Here is a 17,783-nt window from a genome sequence, read left to right as displayed (position 1 = left end):
CGCCATGAAAACGCCGAACTTTGTCTTGATCATGACCACCACGTTTGCACTCGCGGCCTGTTCTCCTCGACCCGCGTCGGTCGAACCGATTCGCTCGGTCAAGCTGATGACGGTGGACGCCAGCCCCCTGGGGGCGCGGACGGAATACGCCGGCGAGGTGCGCGCGCGCACCGAGTCGCGCCTGGGCTTCCGGGTGGGGGGCAAGCTGGTGCAGCGCCCGGCCGAGGTGGGGCAGCGTGTGAAGCCGGGGCAATTGCTGGCTCAGCTGGATGCGCAGGATTTCGCGCTCTCCAGCCAGGCGGCCCAGGCCCAGGTGGCCTCGGCGCAAACGCAGCGCGACCTGGCCGCGGCAGACCTCAAGCGATTTCAGGAGCTGCTGGCCCAGGGCTTCGTGAGCGGGGCCGAGATCGAGCGTCGCCAGGCCACGCTGAAGTCGGCCGATGCCACGCTGCGCCAGGCGCGCGCCCAGGGTGCCGTGCAGGGCAACCAGGCTGGCTATGCCCGCCTGCTGGCCGACGGTGCCGGCGTGGTGCTTGCGGTGGATGCGGAAGTGGGTCAGGTGGTGGCGGCGGGCGCGCCGGTGGTGCGCGTGGCGCGCGATGGTGCTCGCGACGTGGTGTTCGCGGTGCCCGAAGACCGGCTGGCCTTGCTGCGCGTGGGGCAGGCTGCGCAGGTTCGCCTGTGGGCCGGCGCTCCCGGTGCGCCAGCGGGTGCATCCGCGCCGCTGGATGCCGTGGTGCGTGAAGTGGCGGCCAGTGCCGATCCGGTCACCCGCACCTACCAGGTGAAGCTGGCCTTGCCTGAAGGTGCCGCCACGCCGTTGGGCGCCACGGCCTACGTGACGATGGTGGCGCCGACCGGTGCGCCCACCGCCGCGATCAAGCTGCCAACCTCGGCGCTGATGCGCTCGGAAGCCGGTGACCGCAGCGGCAGCGCGGTCTGGGTGTTCGACGCCGCCAGCAGCACGGTGCAGCCGCGCCCGGTGGTGGTGGCCGGCGCCGACGGCAACGAGATGGTGATTGCCTCGGGCTTGAAGCCGGGCGACGAGGTGGTGGCCGCTGGCGTGCATGTGTTGTCGCCGGGGCAGAAGGTCACGCGTTTCGTTGGCGCTGCGACGAAGTGAGGACTGCATGAGCTCGTCCGACTACGCCTCCGCCGACCAGGCCGCCACCTGGGTCTCCCGCTTCAACCTCTCGCAGTGGGCACTGGACCACCAGGCCTTCACCCGCTACCTGATGATCGTGCTGATGGTGCTGGGCGTGGCAGCCTACTTCCAGCTCGGCCAGGACGAAGACCCGCCTTTCACCTTTCGCGCCATGGTGGTGCGGGCCTACTGGCCCGGCGCCACCGCCGAGCAGGTGGCTGAGCAGGTGGCCGACCGCATCGAGAAGACGCTGCAGGAGGTGCCGTACGCGGACAAGATTCGCAGCTATTCCAAGCCCGGCGAAACGCTGGTGATCTTTCAGCTGAAAGACTCTTCGCCGCCCAAGGAGGTGCCGCAGATCTGGTACACGGCGCGCAAGAAAATCGGCGACATGCAGGCCACCTTGCCCCAGGGCGTGGTGGGGCCGTTCTTCAACGACGAGTTCGGCGACGTCTTCGGCGTGATCTACGCGCTGCAGGGTGATGGCTTCTCATACGCCGACAAGAAGCAGGTGGCCGACAACGTGCGCCAGCAGCTGCTGCGTGTGCCCGATGTGAGCAAGGTCGAGCTCTTCGGCGCACAGGACGAGAAGCTGTTCATCGAGATCTCGCAGAAACGGCTCGCGGTGCTGGGGTTGAACCTCCAGCAGGTGTTTGACGCGCTGGGCCAGCAGAACGCGGTGGCTTCGGCCGGTGCGGTGCAGTCGCCGCAGGACGTGGTGCAGGTGCGCGTGGCCGGTGCGTTCAATTCGGTGGAGCAACTCAGCGCCATGCCGATCCGCGCGACCAACGGCACCCAGATCCGCCTGGGCGACATTGCCGACATCCGCCTGGCCTATGTGGACCCGCCGCAGGTGCTGGTGCGCCACAACGGACGGGACAGCATCGGCCTGGGCATTTCAATGGCCAAGGGCGGCGACATCGTTGCGCTGGGCAAGGCGCTCAAGACCACGGTGGCCGGCATCGAAGCCACGCTGCCCGCCGGCATGGTGCTGGCCCAGGTGCAAGACCAGCCGAGTGCCGTGACGCGCAGCGTCAACGAGTTTGTCTCGGTGCTGATCGAAGCGGTGTTGATCGTGCTGGTGGTGAGTTTTCTGGCGCTCGGCCTGCACAAGCGCGCCGGCAGCAGGGGCCTGCGTGGCTACACCCTGGACATGCGCCCCGGCCTGGTGGTGTTCATCACGATTCCGCTGGTGCTGGCCATGACCTTTCTGGCCATGAACTACTTCAAGATCGGCCTGCACAAGATTTCGCTGGGTTCGCTGATCATCGCGCTGGGCCTGCTGGTGGACGACGCGATCATTGCGGTGGAGATGATGGTGCGAAAGCTCGAGGAGGGCTACAGCATGGTGCGCGCGGCCACCTTCACCTGGGAGGCCACGGCCATGCCCATGCTCACCGGCACGCTGATCACGGCCGCCGGTTTCCTGCCGATTGGCCTGGCCAACTCCACCACGGGTGAATACACCTTCGCGATCTTCGCGGTGACCGTCATTGCGCTGCTGCTCTCGTGGGTGGTGGCGGTGTTCTTCGTGCCTTACCTGGGTGTGCGCCTGCTCAAGGTCAAACCGCACGTGGGCGAGGTTCACGAAGTATTCGACGGCCCGTTCTATGTGCGTTTCCGTGCCGTGGTGGACTGGTGCGTGCAGCACCGCTGGATCACCATCGGTGCCACCGTGCTGACCTTCGCGCTGGGCATTGTCGGCATGGGCCAGGTGCAGCAGCAGTTCTTTCCGGATTCGAGCCGGCCCGAGATCCTGGTGGACGTGTGGCTGCCCGAGGGCAGCAGCATCAAGGCCATGGACGAGGTGACGAAGCGGCTGGAAGCGCGCATGACGGCCGAAGAGGGTGTGACCAGCGTGAGCGCCTGGGTGGGTTCGGGCGTGCCGCGCTTTTATTTGCCACTGGACCAGATCTTCCCGCAGACCAACGTGTCGCAACTCATCGTTTTGCCGCAAGACCTGAAGACCCGTGAGCGCCTGCGCAAGGCGCTGCCGGCCCTGCTGGCGACCGAGTTCCCCGAGCTGCGCGGGCGTGTGAAGCTGCTGCCCAACGGCCCACCCGTGCCGTATCCGGTGCAGTTCCGCGTGGTCGGCACCGACCCCACGCAGCTGCGCACCCTGGCCGACGAGGTCAAGGTGGCGATGCGCGCCAACAGCAACATGCGCGGCGTCAACGACAACTGGAACGAATCGGTCAAGCGCTTGCGGCTGGAGGTGGACCAGGCCAAGGCGCGTGCGCTGGGTGTGTCCAGCCAGTCGATCGCGCAGGCCGCCCGCACCTTGCTCTCAGGGAGCACGGTGGGTCAGTACCGCGAAGGCGACAAACTGATCGACATCGTGCTGCGCCAGCCGCTGGACGAGCGCGACGCCATTTCCGACCTGGCCAACGCCAACCTGCCCACCAGCAGCGGGCAGAGCATTCCGTTGCTGCAGATTGCCAGGCCGGTGTTTGGCTGGGAGCCCGGCGTGCTCTGGCGCGAGAACCGCGACTACGCCATCACCGTGCAGGGCGATGTGGTGGAGGGCTTGCAAGGTGCCACCGTCACGGCCGAGCTGCAGCCGGTGCTGAAAAAGATCAGCGACGGCTGGGCGGCGCGGGGCCTGGCCGACTACCGCATCGAGGTGGCGGGCGCCGTGGCCGAGAGCAGCAAGGGCTCGTCGTCGATCGCGGTCGGTATCCCGCTCATGCTGTTCATCGTGTTCACCTTGCTCATGCTGCAGTTGCAGAGCTTCAGCCGCTCGGTGCTGGTGTTCCTCACCGGCCCGCTGGGTCTGGCTGGCGTGGCGGGTGCATTGTTGTTGCTCAACCGGCCGTTCGGTTTTGTGGCGCTGCTGGGCGTGATCGCGCTCATGGGCATGATCCAGCGCAACTCGGTGATCCTGATCGACCAGATCGAGCAGGACCGCGCGCGCGGTGTGCCGGCCTGGGATGCGGTGGTGGAATCGGCGGTGAGGCGCATGCGGCCCATCGTGCTGACCGCCGCTGCGGCGGTGCTGGCGATGATTCCGCTGTCGCGCAGTGTGTTCTGGGGGCCGATGGCAGTGGCGATCATGGGGGGCCTGGTGGTGGCCACCGTGCTGACCCTGCTGGCGTTGCCTGCGATGTACGCGGCCTGGTTCCGGGTGAAGAGGGAACCCGAAGCCCTTTGAACGATGCACCTCGCGGGCTCGTGAGCGCCATGGCTGCCGATGGCCAGCGCCTGCGGAGAAAACCCGGGTTGCTCGACAATGCGCCCACCCAAAACACGTCAAAGCGATCAACATGCGAATTGCCCTCATCCACGCGCTGGCGCACTCCGTGGCGCCCATCAATGAAGAGCTGGAACGCCGTTGGCCCGAGGCGCTTCGCATGAACCTGCTCGACGACAGCCTCTCGGCCGATCTGGCGCGCAACGGCGCCGGGCTGGACGCCACGATGCACCAGCGCTTCGAAGACTTGTCGGCCTACGCCGAGCGCACGGGAGCACAGGCCATCCTGTTCACCTGCTCGGCTTTTGGTCCCTGCATCGAGGCGGTCGCACAGCGCCGCCCTCACATGCCGGTGCTCAAGCCCAACGAAGCCATGGTGGCCGATGCCGTGGAACACGGTGGGCGCGTGGGCTTGATCGCTTCGTTCGGGCCCACGCTCGAATCGATGCCGCCCGAGTTCCCGGCCGGCACCGAGCTGATGACCCGCCTGGCCGACGGCGCGCTGGAGGCGCTCAACCGGGGCGACACCGCGGCGCACGACGCGCTGGTGGTCGAGGCCGCGCGGTGGTTGGCCGGGCAAGGTTGCGAGGTGATCGCATTGGCGCAGTTCAGCATGGCGCGCGCGCAGATGGCAGTGCACCGTGCGCTGGACATGCCGGTGCTCACCACGCCAGGCAGCGCCGTGCGCATGCTGCGCCATCGACTGGGGGCCTGAACGTCGGGGGCTGCCGCACTCAGGGGCTACAATCTAAGGTTGCCGTGAGGAGGACAAGGTGCAGCGCAGAGCCATCTGCGCCGGGCCGGAAACCCCAACCAGGCGCGCGGGTGGCGAAATTGGTAGACGCACCAGGTTTAGGTCCTGACGCCAGCAATGGTGTGGGGGTTCGAGTCCCCCCCCGCGCACCACCACAGACACATGCATCCCCCGGTTCGTCCAGGCAGGCTGGCCGAACCGCCATTTTTGGGCATCACCCCTTTGGAGAGAACCATGACCGTGACCGTTGAAACCCTGGAAAAGCTTGAGCGCAAGATCACGCTGTCGCTGCCGGCCAATGTGATCCAGAACGAGGTGGCAAACCGCCTCAAGCGTCTGGCTCGCGATGTGAAGATGGACGGTTTCCGTCCGGGCAAGGTGCCCATGAACGTGGTCGCACAGCGCTACGGTTATTCGGTTCACTACGAAGTGATGAACGACAAGGTCGGTGAGGCTTTCGCCACCGCCGCCAACGAAGCGCAGCTGCGCGTGGCCGGCCAGCCCAAGATCACCGAAAAAGAAGGCGCGCCCGAAGGCGAACTGACGTTCGACGCGGTGTTTGAGGTCTACCCCGAAGTCAAGATCGGTGATCTGGCCACCGCCACGGTGGACAAGGTCTCGGCAGAAGTTGACGCAGCCGCCATCGACCGCACCCTGGACATCCTGCGCAAGCAGCGACGCACCTTCGCGCAACGCGCGCAAGACCAGGCGGCCCAGGACGGCGACCGCGCCACCATCGACTTCGCCGGCAAGATCGACGGCGAGCCGTTCGAAGGCGGCAAGGCCGAAGCATTCCAGTTCATCGTCGGCGACGGCCAGATGCTCAAGGAATTCGAAGACGCCGTGCGCGGTATGAAGCAAGGCGAGAGCAAGACCTTCCCATTGGCCTTCCCCGAGGACTACCACGGCAAGGACGTGGCCGGCAAGACCGCCGACTTCCTGGTCACGGTCAACAAGCTCGAAGCCGCCCACCTGCCCGAAGTGGACGAAGCCCTGGCCAAGTCGCTCGGCATTGCCGACGGCACGGTCGATGGCCTGCGCGCCGACATCAAGAAAAACCTGGAGCGCGAAGTCAAGTTCCGCCTGCAGTCGCGCAACAAGCAGTCCGTGATGGACGCGCTGATCGCTGCCTCTGAACTGGACCTGCCCAAGTCGGTGGTCCAGTCCGAACTCGACCGCCTGGTCGAAGGCGCGCGCGCTGATCTCAAGCAGCGTGGTGTCAAGGACGCAGAGAAGGCCCCGATCCCCGAAGAGCTGTTCCGCCCGCAGGCTGAGCGCCGTGTGCGTCTGGGTCTGGTGGTGGCCGAACTGGTGCGCGCCAATGAACTGCACGCCAAGCCCGAGCAGATCAAGTCCCACATCGAAGAACTGGCCGCCTCGTACGAGAAGCCGGCCGACGTGGTTCGCTGGTACCAGGGCGACAACCGCCGCATGGCCGAAGTCGAAGCCATCGTGATCGAAAACAACGTGACCGAGTTTGTGTTGTCCAAGGCCCAGATCACCGAAAAAGCGGTCAGCTTCGACGAACTGATGGCTCAGAACTGATCGGCCTGCCGGGCCTGATCGCGGAGGGCGGAGCGATCCGCCCTTTTTTTCGCCGGTTTGAACCCCACGTGCGACCAACTGACCCGGTTTGGCGCCTCAAACGCCATCGCCCTTGTGTGCATACGGCCACAGTGGGTTGGTTACAGTAGTGAGACGGCAATGCAACAACACATGGAGAAACGCATGAGCGCAATGGACATTCAAGGCTTGGGCATGGTGCCCATGGTGATCGAAACCTCGGGTCGCGGAGAGCGCGCCTACGACATCTATTCGCGCCTGCTCAAGGAGCGTGTGATCTTCCTGGTGGGCGAGGTCAACGACCATTCGGCCAACCTGGTGGTGGCGCAGTTGCTTTTCCTGGAAAGCGAAAACCCCGACAAGGACATTTCGTTCTACATCAATTCGCCCGGTGGTTCGGTGAGTGCCGGCATGGCGATTTTCGACACCATGAACTTCATCAAACCCGACGTGTCCACCCTGTGCTGCGGTTTCGCGGCCAGCATGGGCGCGTTCCTCCTGGCGGCGGGTGCCAAAGGCAAGCGGTTCTCGCTGCCCAATTCCAAAATCATGATCCACCAGCCGTCGGGCGGCAGCCGAGGTCAGGCGACCGAAATCGAGATCCAGGCCCGCGAGATCCTCAAAACCCGCGAGCAGCTCAACAAGATCCTGGCCGAACGCACCGGCCAGCCTCTGGAACGCATTGCACGAGACACCGAGCGCGATTACTACATGTCCGCCACCGAATCGGCTGAGTACGGCCTGATCGACAAAGTGATCGACAAACGACCGAGCGCGAACTGATTCCGACCGAGCGGCGAAAAGCGGGAGACAGTGCCCATAAAGGCACTTTTCCCGGGTTTGGCTCCCGGAAGGCTTGATCTATCATTGTTCTTACTGTTTCACCTGACCTTCCCCTATGGCCGACAAAAAAGCCGCCTCCAGCGAAAAAGCGCTCTACTGCTCCTTCTGCGGTAAGAGTCAGCACGAGGTCAAGAAGCTCATCGCCGGCCCCTCGGTGTTCATTTGCGACGAATGCATCGACCTGTGCAACGACATCATCCGTGACGAGTTGCCCGGCCTTGAGTCGGTGAAGGCTTCTGGCGAAGATGTGCCCACGCCCTCCGACCTGAAGTCCAACCTTGACAACTACGTGATCGGCCAGCAGGGCGCCAAGCGCGCGCTGGCCGTGGCCGTCTACAACCACTACAAGCGTTTGCGCCACAAGCAGACCGCCCGAAAGGACGATGTGGAGCTGGCCAAGAGCAACATCCTGCTGATCGGGCCCACAGGCTCGGGTAAGACGCTGCTGGCCCAGACCATGGCGCGCATGCTCAATGTGCCGTTCGTCATGGCCGACGCCACCACGCTGACCGAAGCCGGTTACGTGGGTGAAGACGTCGAAAACATCGTGGCCAAGCTCCTGCAGAGCTGCAACTACGACGTCGAGCGCGCGCAGCAGGGCATTGTCTACATCGACGAAATCGACAAGATCACCCGCAAGTCCGACAACCCCTCCATCACCCGCGACGTGTCGGGCGAAGGCGTGCAGCAGGCCTTGCTCAAGCTCATTGAGGGCACCATGGCCTCGGTGCCACCCCAGGGCGGTCGCAAGCACCCCAACCAGGACTTTCTGCAGGTCGACACGACCAACATCCTGTTCATCTGCGGGGGCGCGTTTGCCGGCCTGGAAAAGATCATCGAGAACCGCACGGAAGCGTCGGGCATCGGCTTCGGCGCCACAGTCAAGAGCAAGAAGCAGCGCAGCCTGACCGAAGCCTTCAAGGAAATCGAACCCGAAGACCTGATCAAGTTCGGCCTGATTCCCGAGCTGGTCGGCCGCGTGCCCGTGATCGCTGCACTGTCTGAACTCAGTGAAGACGCCTTGGTCGAAATCCTGACCGAACCCAAGAACGCGGTGGTCAAGCAGTTCTCGCGCCTGCTGGCCATGGAGGGCGCCGAGCTGGAAGTACGTCCAGCCGCGCTCAAGGCGATTGCCCGCAAGGCGCTGGCGCGAAAGACCGGTGCCCGCGGCCTGCGCTCGATCCTGGAAAACGCGCTGATTGACACCATGTTCGAACTCCCGAGCATGAACAATGTCGAGAAGGTCGTGGTGGATGAATCCACGATCGATGAAAACAAGCCTCCTCTGCTGGTTTATCGCGAGGCGGCCAAGCAGGCCTGATCTGGGCCTGCGACGACGGGCGCTGCAGGCAGCGCCCCTTAGCGATGCGTCCGGTTGATATCGCCCGCACCAACCCCAGTTATCTGTTTTAGTCGAGGTTGAAATGTCCGGACAAACCCCTCTCCCCAGTTCCCCGGTTGAATTGCCGCTGCTGCCCCTGCGCGATGTGGTGGTCTTCCCGCACATGGTCATTCCGCTGTTCGTGGGTCGACCCAAGAGCATCAAGGCGCTTGAGTCGGCCATGGAGTCCGAACGCCGCATCATGCTGGTGGCGCAGAAGGCGGCGGCCAAGGATGAACCGTCGACCGAAGACATGTTCGAGATGGGCTGCGTGGCCACCATCTTGCAGATGCTCAAGCTGCCCGATGGCACCGTGAAAGTGCTGGTGGAAGGCGTGCAGCGCGCCAAGGTGCTGGCCATTCGCGATGGCGAGAGCCACTTCATTGCCAGCGTGAGCCCGGTTGATCCGGCTGTTGAGCGTGCCGACACGCAGTCGAATGAGTTGGAAGCTCTGCGCCGCGCTGTGATGCAGCAGTTTGACCAGTACGTCAAACTCAACAAAAAAATCCCGTCGGAGATCCTGACTTCTATCTCCAGCATCGACGACCCTGGCCGCCTGGCCGACACGATCGCCGCGCACCTGCCACTCAAGCTCGAATCCAAACAGGTGGTGCTTGATCTGGATCCGGTCAACAAACGCCTGGAAAATTTGTTCGAGCAGCTTGAGCGTGAGGTCGACATCCTCAACGTCGACAAGAAAATCCGTGGCCGCGTGAAGCGCCAGATGGAGAAGAACCAACGCGATTTCTACCTGAACGAACAGGTCAAGGCGATACAGAAGGAACTGGGCGAAGGCGAAGAGGGCGCGGATATCGAAGAGATCGAGAAGAAGATCAAGGCCGCCAAGATGCCCGCAGAAGCGCGCAAGAAGGCCGATGCCGAGTTCAAGAAGCTCAAGCTGATGTCACCCATGTCGGCCGAGGCCACGGTGGTGCGCAACTACATTGACGCGCTGGTGGCCCTGCCCTGGAGCAAGAAGACCAAGATCAAGCACGACCTCGCGCACGCCGAGGCGGTGCTCAACGAAGACCATTACGGTCTCGAGAAGGTCAAGGACCGCATTCTTGAGTATCTCGCTGTGCAACAGCGCGTGGACAAGGTCAAGGCACCCATCCTGTGTCTGGTCGGCCCACCCGGCGTGGGCAAGACTTCGCTCGGGCAGTCGGTGGCCAAGGCCACCGGGCGCAAGTACGTGCGCATGGCCTTGGGTGGCATGCGCGACGAGGCCGAGATACGTGGTCACCGCCGCACCTACATCGGTGCGATGCCGGGCAAGGTGTTGCAGAGCCTGACCAAGGTCGGCACGCGCAATCCGCTCTTTCTGCTCGACGAGATCGACAAGCTGGGCACCGACTTCCGGGGCGATCCTTCCAGCGCGTTGCTCGAAGTGCTGGACCCCGAGCAGAACCATACCTTTGGCGATCATTACGTCGAAGTCGACTTCGATCTGTCCGACGTCATGTTCGTCGCCACCTCGAACTCGATGAACATTCCGCCGGCCCTGTTGGACCGCATGGAAGTGATTCGCCTCTCCGGCTACACCGAAGAGGAAAAGACCAACATCGCGATGCGTTATCTGCTGCCCAAGCAGCTCAAGAACAACGGCCTGAAAGAGGGTGAGCTTGAGGTGAAGGAGGAGGCAGTGCGCGACATCGTTCGCTACTACACCCGCGAAGCCGGTGTGCGTTCGCTGGAGCGTGAACTCTCCAAAATCTGCCGCAAGGTGGTCAAGGGTCTGCTGCTCAAGAAGTACACACCCACCGTGATCGTGGATGCCGAGAATCTCAATGATTTTCTGGGTGTGCGCAAGTACAGCTATGGCCGTGCCGAAGCACAGAACCAGGTGGGTCAGGTGGTCGGTCTGGCGTGGACGGAAGTGGGTGGCGATCTGCTCACCATCGAAGTCGCGATCATGCCGGGCAAGGGCATCATCACGCGCACCGGTTCGCTGGGCGATGTCATGAAGGAGTCCGTGGAAGCTGCACGTACGGTGGTTCGCAGCCGTGCCCGCATGCTGGGCATCAAGGACGAGCAGTTCGACAAGCGTGACATCCACATCCATGTGCCCGATGGCGCCACGCCCAAGGACGGTCCGAGCGCGGGCGCTGCCATGACCACGGCCCTGGTGTCGTCGATCACCGGGATCCCGGTGCGGGCCGACGTGGCGATGACGGGAGAGATCACCTTGCGCGGTGAGGTCACGGCGATCGGCGGTTTAAAAGAGAAGTTGCTGGCTGCTTTGCGTGGCGGCATCAAGACCGTGATCATCCCGGAAGAGAACGTCAAGGACCTGGCCGACATCCCGGACAACGTGAAGCAAGGGCTTGAGATCGTGCCAGTGAAATGGATCGACAAAGTGCTGGCCATCGCACTTGAGCGTCAACCCGTTCCACTGACCGACGAGGAAGTGGCGGCGCAGATTGCCGCGGCTTCCACGCGCACGCCCACGCCTGGGCAGGACGCGGTGAAACATTGATCAAAAAAATTGAGGGGGCTTGAAAGAGGCTTCGTTTTTAGGTTAGAATTTCAGCTTCCGGCAGACAAGCGGAACAGCATGAAAAATGCGGGAATAGCTCAGTTGGTAGAGCGCAACCTTGCCAAGGTTGAGGTCGCGAGTTCGAGTCTCGTTTCCCGCTCCAAATTCAAAAAGGGAAGCTCTGCTTCCCTTTTTTGTAGCCTTTTCAGATCGGCGTGTTCATCGCCGATCCTGACGGCGCGATAGCAAAGCGGTTATGCCCCGGATTGCAAATCCGGTTAGTCCGGTTCGACTCCGGATCGCGCCTCCAGATCATTCGCAGCCCCGCCAACTTGAATGTTGCGGGGTTGTTTCATTTCAGCTGGCCGGACCTCAATGTTGGCCCGCTTTCGCGGTGTCTTCACCTGCGACAATCCCCTCTCGGCCTCGATGGTGAAATTGGTAGACACAGCGGACTTAAAATCCGCCGCCATCCCGAAAGGGAGCGTACCGGTTCGACCCCGGTTCGAGGCACCAGGACTAGGTTTTTTCCGGTTTCGCCGGTACAGTGAGTTTTCATGACCCGATACAACGCGCCCTTTGAAATCCACGTGCACGGCGACGTGCCCTTGCGCGAGGACGTGGTCTATGCGCAGATCCAGGATGCTCTCAAACCGGTGTGGGTGTATGCCGGTGCCAAGTCGTTGGCCGCTGCGTCAGAGAGCAGCTATGAAGACGAACCGGGCATTCGCTTTGACGCGGAAACCCACGTGTTGCAAATCTGCTGGACTGTGCCGGGCGACGAAGACTTTCGTCAGGTGATCGAGGAGGCCTGCATGGGCCTCAACGACATTGCGTCCACGGGCGCGCCGCTGGAGGTGTCTTTTTACGATGCCGAGTTCGATGAGGAAGACGAGTCCTCCGAAGAAGAAGCACGCGATGATTTCCTGATGTGTTTCGTGGGGCCCACGCCGGCTGCCATCATGCAGGTGCAGCGCGACTTGCTGGTGCAGGATGTGCTCCACGTCATGGAGCGCCACTTCGATGCCGCCGAACTCGGCGAAGTGGTGGGCTCGATCGACAAGCTGTTCACGCAGCGCTTTGACGCCCTGGTGAGCTCCATGCAGCTTGGCAAACCCCCCCGTGGCTATGGTGGTCCTTCGGGCCATGGCGGCCCGCGCAAGCCGCGTCACCTGCACTGATCCGCGACGGCGCGCATCGGCCTGACACTCGCAGGCCCTAGACTGCGCTGCATGGCGGGACCCCAACCCGCCGCCCGGAGCGTCCATGTCTTTCTTTTCCACAGATGCCCTGAACCCCGGCGTGCGCAAGCGCGAGGTGTTTGGCTGGGCGATGTTCGACTTCGCCAACTCGGGCTACACCACGGTGGTGTTGACGGCGGTGTTTGCCGCCTACTTCGTGGGTGCGGTGGCGCAGGGTGCCGAGTGGGCCGCGTTTGCGTGGACAGCAGCCTTGAGCGTGTCGCACCTGATCGTGATGCTGACCATTCCGGCCATGGGCGCCTGGGCTGATCAACACGCGGCCAAGAAGCGACTCTTGATGTTCACGACCGCGGGCTGCGTGCTTGCAACGGCGGCACTCGCCCTGGTGGGTCCCGGGGCGGTGGTGTTGGGCGTGTTGCTCATCGTGGTGTCCAACGTGTTTTTTGCCTGGGGCGAGTCGCTGGTGGCGGCATTCCTCCCCGAGCTGGCCAAGCCTGCAGCCATGGGCCGCGTGAGCGGATGGGGTTGGAGTCTGGGTTACTGCGGCGGCATGCTGGCCCTGGGCTTGAGCCTGGCTTATGTGTTGTGGGCACAGGGGCAGGGGCAGAAGGCCGCTCAGTTCGTGCCTGTGACCATGCTGATCACGGCGGTGGTGTTTGCGCTGGCGTCCCTGTTCACGCTGGTTTTTCTGCGCGAGCGCGCCGAGCCCAAGGTTGACGTGACCGGCTCGGCCTGGAGTCAGTCGTTTCGCCAGTTGCGCAGCACGTTTCAGCAGGCGCGGCACTACCAGGACTTCATGTGGCTGCTCGCCTGCGCCACGGCGTACCAGGGTGGCGTGGCGGTAGCAATCACGCTGGCGGCGATCTATGCCGAGCAGGTGATCGGTTTCGTGCAGCAGGAAACCATGGTGCTGATCTTCGTGCTCAACATCGCCGCCATGGTGGGCGCGTTCGCGTTTGGCTACTGGCAAGACCGGCTGGGCCACAAGCTGGCGCTGGGCATCACGCTGGTGGGCTGGGTGGCCACCTGCATCATCGCGGCCATCACCACCACCAAGGGCGGGTTCTGGTATGCGGCGGCCATTGCGGGCGTGTGCATGGGGTCCAGCCAGTCGTCAGGCCGGGCCATGGCCGGCATGCTGGCGCCGCCGGCGCAACTGGCCGAGTTTTTTGGTTTGTGGACCTTTGCCACCCGCGTGGCCAGCATCATCGGACCGCTGAGCTATGGCGCTATCACCTGGATGACCGGGGGCAACCAGCGGCTGGCCATTGGGTCCACCGCCGTGTTGTTCGTGATCGGGCTGGTGCTGCTGATCCCGGTCAACATGAAACGCGGTCGGGAGGCTGCGCTTCGGTAGCGCCGTCGGCTCAGACTGCCAGCTTCTCGGCGTGGGCCTGAATGCCAAGCCATCGGCTGGCCGCGCGTGAGAGCGCGGTGGGATCACCCGTCGACAGCAGCCGGGGCGGCGCTGCAGCTGAGTCGTTCTCGATGGACGTGCCCAGCACGTCGCGCGTGCGGCGCGCCACGGCCATGCCGGTGTCCACCAAGGTCACGTCTGGACCCAGAAACTGCGCCAGCAGGTCGGCCGCGAAGGGGTAGTGCGTGCAGCCCAGCACCACGGTGTCCATGTCACCAGGGGCGTGCTCGCGCAGTGCGGCTGCGTAACGTTTGCACAGAGCCTGTTGAGTTTGCAGGTCGTCACGCTCGATCGCGTCGGCCAGGCCGTCGCAGGGCTGGCAGATGAAATGCACGGGACTCGAAGCCGTGCGTTCCAGCTGGGTGCGCAGGCGTGCGAAACGTTCGCTATTGAGCGTGCCCCGCGTGGCCAGCACACCGATGTGACGCGTGTGGCTCATGGCTGCTGCGGGCTTGAGCGCGGGCTCCACGCCCACGATGGGCAGGTCGGGGTGGGTGTCGCGCAGGCTGTCGATGGCCAGCGCGGTGGCGGTGTTGCAGGCGACCACCAGGGCATCGATGCGGTGGGTTTGACGCAGCCAGGCGGTGATGCGTTCGGATCGGTCGGTGATCTCGCTGACCGTGCGTTCGCCGTACGGCGCGTAGGCGCTGTCGGCCACATAGATGAAGCGCACCCCAGGCGACTCGGCCAGCAGGGCACGCAGCACGCTCAGGCCGCCGACCCCGCTGTCGAACACACCGACGGTTTTCAAGCGGCAGCGACGCTGATGCCCTTGAACTCGCCGGAGGCAATGCGCTTCTGCCATTCGGCCGGGCCGGTGATGTGGGCGCTGGTGCCGCCCGAATCCACCGCCACCGTCACCGGCATGTCGACCACGTCGAACTCGTAGATGGCTTCCATGCCCAGGTCTTCGAAGCCCACCACTTTCGCATGCTTGATGGCTTTGGACACGAGGTAGGCCGCGCCGCCCACGGCCATGAGGTAGGCGCTCTTGTGCTGCTTGATGGACTCGATGGCGACCGGGCCGCGCTCGGCCTTGCCGATCATGGCGATCAGGCCGGTCTGCTCCAGCATCATGTCGGTGAAGCCGTCCATGCGCGTGGCGGTGGTGGGGCCGGCGGGGCCCACGGCCTCGTCGCGCACCGGGTCGACCGGGCCCACGTAGTAGATGACGCGGTTGGTGAAGTCCACCGGCAGTTTTTCGCCCTGGGCGAGCATGGTCTGGATGCGCTTGTGCGCGGCGTCGCGGCCGGTGAGCATCTTGCCGTTGAGCAGCAGGGTCTGGCCGGGTTTCCAGCTGGCCACCTCGGCCTTGGTCAGTGTGTTCAAGTCCACGCGCTGGCTCTTCTGGGTGTCGGGCACCCAGTTCACGTTGGGCCAGAGGTCCAGGCTCGGCGCTTCCAGGTAGACCGGACCGCTGCCGTCGAGCACGAAGTGCGCGTGGCGCGTGGCGGCGCAGTTGGGGATCATGGCCACGGGCTTGCTGGCCGCGTGCGTGGGGTACATCTTGATCTTGATGTCGAGCACGGTGGTGAGGCCGCCCAGGCCCTGCGCGCCGATGCCCAGGGCATTGACCTTGTCAAACAGCTCCAGGCGCAGTTCTTCCACCTGCGTGAGCTTCTCGCCCTTGGACGCCTTGGCCTGCAGTTCGTACATGTCGATGTCGTCCATCAGGCTTTCCTTGGCCATCAAGACGGCTTTCTCGGCAGTGCCGCCGATGCCGATGCCCAGCATGCCCGGAGGGCACCAGCCGGCGCCCATGGTGGGCACGGTTTTCATCACCCAGTCGACCACCGAGTCGCCGGGGTTGAGCATGATCATCTTGCTTTTGTTTTCGCTGCCGCCGCCCTTGGCCGCCACGGTCACCTCCACCGTGTCACCGGGCACGAGCTCGGTGAAGATCACGGCGGGCGTGTTGTCCTTGGTGTTCTTGCGGGCGAATTGCGGGTCGGCCACGACCGAGGCGCGCAGCTGGTTGTCGGGGTGGTTGTAGCCCTGGCGCACGCCCTCGTTGATGGCGTCCTCCAGGCTGCCGGTGAAGCCGTCGAGCTTCACGTTCATGCCGACCTTCAGAAACACGTTGACGATGCCGGTGTCCTGGCAGATCGGGCGGTGGCCGATGGCGCTCATCTTGCTGTTGGTCAGGATCTGCGCGATGGCGTCCTTGGCAGCGGCGCTCTGCTCGCGCTCGTAGGCGCGAGCCAGGTGGGCAATGTAGTCGGCCGGGTGGTAGTAGCTGATGTACTGCAGGGCAGCGGCGACGGATTCGATCAGGTCGTTCTGGCGGATGCTCGTGGTCATGGCGGTGGGGAGGTTGGTGTCGGTTGGCTGTTGCCGTGGGGGCCGCTCTGGCGCACAGTCTGCTACGGTGGGCCAGCCGGTATTTTGACAGGTCGCCCCAACGCCGGCTGACACAGGAGAGCGCCATGAAAACCCGCATTGAACGCGACACCATGGGCGAGGTCGCCGTGCCCGCCGAGCGGCTCTGGGGAGCCCAGACGCAGCGCTCGCTGCAGAACTTCGACATCTCGGGCGAGCGCATGCCGCGCGAGCTCATCCGGGCGCTGGCGCAGGTCAAGCGCGCGTCGGCCGTGGTGAACCACGTGCTGGGCTTGCAGGACGCGCAAAAGACCGGGGCGATCGTGGCCGCGGCCGACGAGGTGATGGCCGGGCAGCACGAGGCGGAGTTCCCGCTGGTGGTGTGGCAAACCGGCTCGGGCACCCAGACCAACATGAACCTCAACGAGGTGCTGGCCAACCGCGCCAGCGAACTGCTGGGCGGCCCGCGTGGCGAAGGCCGGCTGGTGCACCCCAATGACGACGTGAACCGCAGCCAGTCGAGCAACGACGTGTTTCCCACCGCGATGCACGTGGCGGCGGTGGACGCCATCACGCACCGGCTGCTGCCCGCGCTGGCGCTGCTGCGGGGCACGCTGGATCAGAAAACCCGGGACTTCAACGACATCGTCAAGATCGGCCGTACCCACCTGCAGGACGCCACACCGCTCACGCTGGGGCAGGAGTTCTCGGGCTATGCGGCGCAGCTGTCACACGGTGAGCGGCATGTGCGCAATGCGCTGCCCCACTTGTGCGAACTCGCGCTGGGCGGCACGGCGGTGGGCACCGGCCTGAACGCACCTGCGGGCTACGCCGAGGCGGTGGCGGCCGAGCTGGCCCGGCTCACCGGGCTGCCTTTCGTGAGCGCCCCCAACAAGTTTGAAAACATGGCCAGCGTGGATGCCCTGGTGCATGCCCACGGCGCGCTCAAGACGCTGGCCGCGAGCATGAACAAGATCGCCAACGACGTGCGCTGGCTGGCCAGCGGACCGCGCAGCGGCATTGGCGAACTGACCATTCCCGAGAACGAACCGGGCTCGTCCATCATGCCCGGCAAGGTCAACCCGACACAGAGCGAGGCGGTGACCATGCTCTGCGCCCAGGTGATGGGCAACGACGTGGCGATCAACATCGGCGGGGCTTCGGGCAACTTCGAGCTCAATGTGTTCCGGCCCCTGGTGGCGCACAACTTTTTGCAGAGCGTGCGCCTGCTGGCCGACGGCATGAAGAGTTTCAACGACCACTGCGCGGTGGGCATCACACCCAACCATGCGCGCATCGCCGAACTGGTGGACCGTTCCCTGATGCTGGTGACGGCGCTCAATACGCACATTGGCTACGACAAGGCCGCGCAGATTGCCAAGAAGGCACACCGGGACGGCAGCAGCCTGCGCGAGGCGGCACTGGCGCTGGGCTTCGTCACGGCCGAGCAGTTCGACCAGTGGGTGCGGCCTGAGCACATGGTGGGGCGTTGAG

General features: G+C 64.3%; 12 protein-coding genes and 4 tRNA genes. 14 read left to right on the top strand and 2 right to left on the bottom strand.

From position 1 onward, the window contains the following. The first annotated feature begins 4 nt into the window (after window positions 1-4). The 13 genes from F9Z44_RS12565 (at window position 5) to F9Z44_RS12505 (ending at window position 13,910) form a co-directional block, all read left to right on the top strand. Window positions 5-1,123 (top strand): efflux RND transporter periplasmic adaptor subunit, encoded by a 1,119-nt coding sequence (locus F9Z44_RS12565; protein WP_159606624.1) that lies wholly within the window; start codon window positions 5-7, stop codon window positions 1,121-1,123. Between the two features lie 7 nt (window positions 1,124-1,130). Further along, window positions 1,131-4,295 carry an efflux RND transporter permease subunit gene (locus F9Z44_RS12560; RefSeq protein WP_159606622.1) on the top strand — a complete coding sequence of 1,055 codons (3,165 nt, stop codon included), beginning with the start codon at window positions 1,131-1,133 and terminating at the stop codon, window positions 4,293-4,295. A 112-nt stretch (window positions 4,296-4,407) separates the two neighbouring features. Then, a complete protein-coding gene (locus F9Z44_RS12555) occupies window positions 4,408-5,049 on the top strand; it encodes an aspartate/glutamate racemase family protein (protein WP_159606620.1) in 642 nt (213 codons plus the stop codon). A 104-nt stretch (window positions 5,050-5,153) separates the two neighbouring features. Beyond that, window positions 5,154-5,240: transfer RNA gene (locus F9Z44_RS12550), tRNA-Leu, on the top strand. A gap of 82 nt (window positions 5,241-5,322) precedes the next feature. Then, window positions 5,323-6,633, top strand: a complete 1,311-nt coding sequence (tig, locus tag F9Z44_RS12545) for a trigger factor (protein ID WP_159606618.1) — start codon at window positions 5,323-5,325, stop codon at window positions 6,631-6,633. Between the two features lie 183 nt (window positions 6,634-6,816). Then, window positions 6,817-7,434: an ATP-dependent Clp endopeptidase proteolytic subunit ClpP gene (clpP, locus tag F9Z44_RS12540; RefSeq protein WP_159606616.1), complete on the top strand. Its 618-nt coding sequence runs from the start codon at window positions 6,817-6,819 to the stop codon at window positions 7,432-7,434. Window positions 7,435-7,549: 115 nt separating this feature from the next. Beyond that, window positions 7,550-8,815, top strand: a complete 1,266-nt coding sequence (clpX, locus tag F9Z44_RS12535; RefSeq protein ID WP_159606614.1) for an ATP-dependent Clp protease ATP-binding subunit ClpX — start codon at window positions 7,550-7,552, stop codon at window positions 8,813-8,815. 103 nt (window positions 8,816-8,918) lie between these two features. Continuing rightward, on the top strand, window positions 8,919-11,351 hold the full coding sequence (gene lon / locus F9Z44_RS12530; RefSeq protein ID WP_159606612.1) for an endopeptidase La: 2,433 nt from the start codon (window positions 8,919-8,921) through the stop codon (window positions 11,349-11,351). Between the two features lie 87 nt (window positions 11,352-11,438). After that, window positions 11,439-11,514 (top strand) — tRNA-Gly (locus F9Z44_RS12525). Between the two features lie 73 nt (window positions 11,515-11,587). Then, window positions 11,588-11,661 (top strand) — tRNA-Cys (locus F9Z44_RS12520). A 113-nt stretch (window positions 11,662-11,774) separates the two neighbouring features. Then, window positions 11,775-11,867 (top strand) — tRNA-Leu (locus tag F9Z44_RS12515). A gap of 41 nt (window positions 11,868-11,908) precedes the next feature. Then, the gene (locus F9Z44_RS12510; protein ID WP_159606610.1) at window positions 11,909-12,532 is read left to right on the top strand and encodes a DUF6806 family protein; all 624 of its coding nucleotides are present in this window, start codon (window positions 11,909-11,911) and stop codon (window positions 12,530-12,532) included. Window positions 12,533-12,617: 85 nt separating this feature from the next. Further along, window positions 12,618-13,910 carry an MFS transporter gene (locus F9Z44_RS12505; protein ID WP_159606608.1) on the top strand — a complete coding sequence of 431 codons (1,293 nt, stop codon included), beginning with the start codon at window positions 12,618-12,620 and terminating at the stop codon, window positions 13,908-13,910. Between the two features lie 10 nt (window positions 13,911-13,920). Here the strand turns inward: F9Z44_RS12505 and murI are convergent, their stop codons facing one another. Further along, window positions 13,921-14,721, bottom strand: a complete 801-nt coding sequence (gene murI / locus F9Z44_RS12500; RefSeq protein WP_236574112.1) for a glutamate racemase — start codon at window positions 14,719-14,721, stop codon at window positions 13,921-13,923. After that, window positions 14,718-16,271, bottom strand: a complete 1,554-nt coding sequence (locus F9Z44_RS12495; RefSeq protein ID WP_159606604.1) for a fumarate hydratase — start codon at window positions 16,269-16,271, stop codon at window positions 14,718-14,720. The genes murI and F9Z44_RS12495 overlap by 4 nt, the downstream gene beginning before the upstream one ends. A gap of 125 nt (window positions 16,272-16,396) precedes the next feature. On the opposite strand from F9Z44_RS12495, the gene fumC reads away from it, so the two are divergent. Then, the gene (fumC, locus tag F9Z44_RS12490; protein WP_159606602.1) at window positions 16,397-17,782 is read left to right on the top strand and encodes a class II fumarate hydratase; all 1,386 of its coding nucleotides are present in this window, start codon (window positions 16,397-16,399) and stop codon (window positions 17,780-17,782) included. The last annotated feature ends 1 nt before the right edge of the window (window position 17,783 follow it).

The sequence above is a fragment of the Hydrogenophaga sp. PBL-H3 genome, from assembly GCF_010104355.1.
Lineage (GTDB): Bacteria > Pseudomonadota > Gammaproteobacteria > Burkholderiales > Burkholderiaceae_C > Hydrogenophaga.
This window is presented reverse-complemented; position numbering and strand designations above follow the sequence as displayed.

Bases quoted from the DNA above. Each gene is read 5' to 3' on its own strand.
- F9Z44_RS12565 (WP_159606624.1), top strand. From the start codon at position 5: ATGAAAACGCCGAACTTTGTCTTGATCATGACCACCACGTTTGCACTC.
- F9Z44_RS12560 (WP_159606622.1), top strand. From the start codon at position 1,131: ATGAGCTCGTCCGACTACGCCTCCGCCGACCAGGCCGCCACCTGGGTC.
- F9Z44_RS12555 (WP_159606620.1), top strand. From the start codon at position 4,408: ATGCGAATTGCCCTCATCCACGCGCTGGCGCACTCCGTGGCGCCCATC.
- tig (WP_159606618.1), top strand. From the start codon at position 5,323: ATGACCGTGACCGTTGAAACCCTGGAAAAGCTTGAGCGCAAGATCACG.
- clpP (WP_159606616.1), top strand. From the start codon at position 6,817: ATGAGCGCAATGGACATTCAAGGCTTGGGCATGGTGCCCATGGTGATC.
- clpX (WP_159606614.1), top strand. From the start codon at position 7,550: ATGGCCGACAAAAAAGCCGCCTCCAGCGAAAAAGCGCTCTACTGCTCC.
- lon (WP_159606612.1), top strand. From the start codon at position 8,919: ATGTCCGGACAAACCCCTCTCCCCAGTTCCCCGGTTGAATTGCCGCTG.
- F9Z44_RS12510 (WP_159606610.1), top strand. From the start codon at position 11,909: ATGACCCGATACAACGCGCCCTTTGAAATCCACGTGCACGGCGACGTG.
- F9Z44_RS12505 (WP_159606608.1), top strand. From the start codon at position 12,618: ATGTCTTTCTTTTCCACAGATGCCCTGAACCCCGGCGTGCGCAAGCGC.
- F9Z44_RS12495 (WP_159606604.1), bottom strand. From the start codon at position 16,271: ATGACCACGAGCATCCGCCAGAACGACCTGATCGAATCCGTCGCCGCT.
- fumC (WP_159606602.1), top strand. From the start codon at position 16,397: ATGAAAACCCGCATTGAACGCGACACCATGGGCGAGGTCGCCGTGCCC.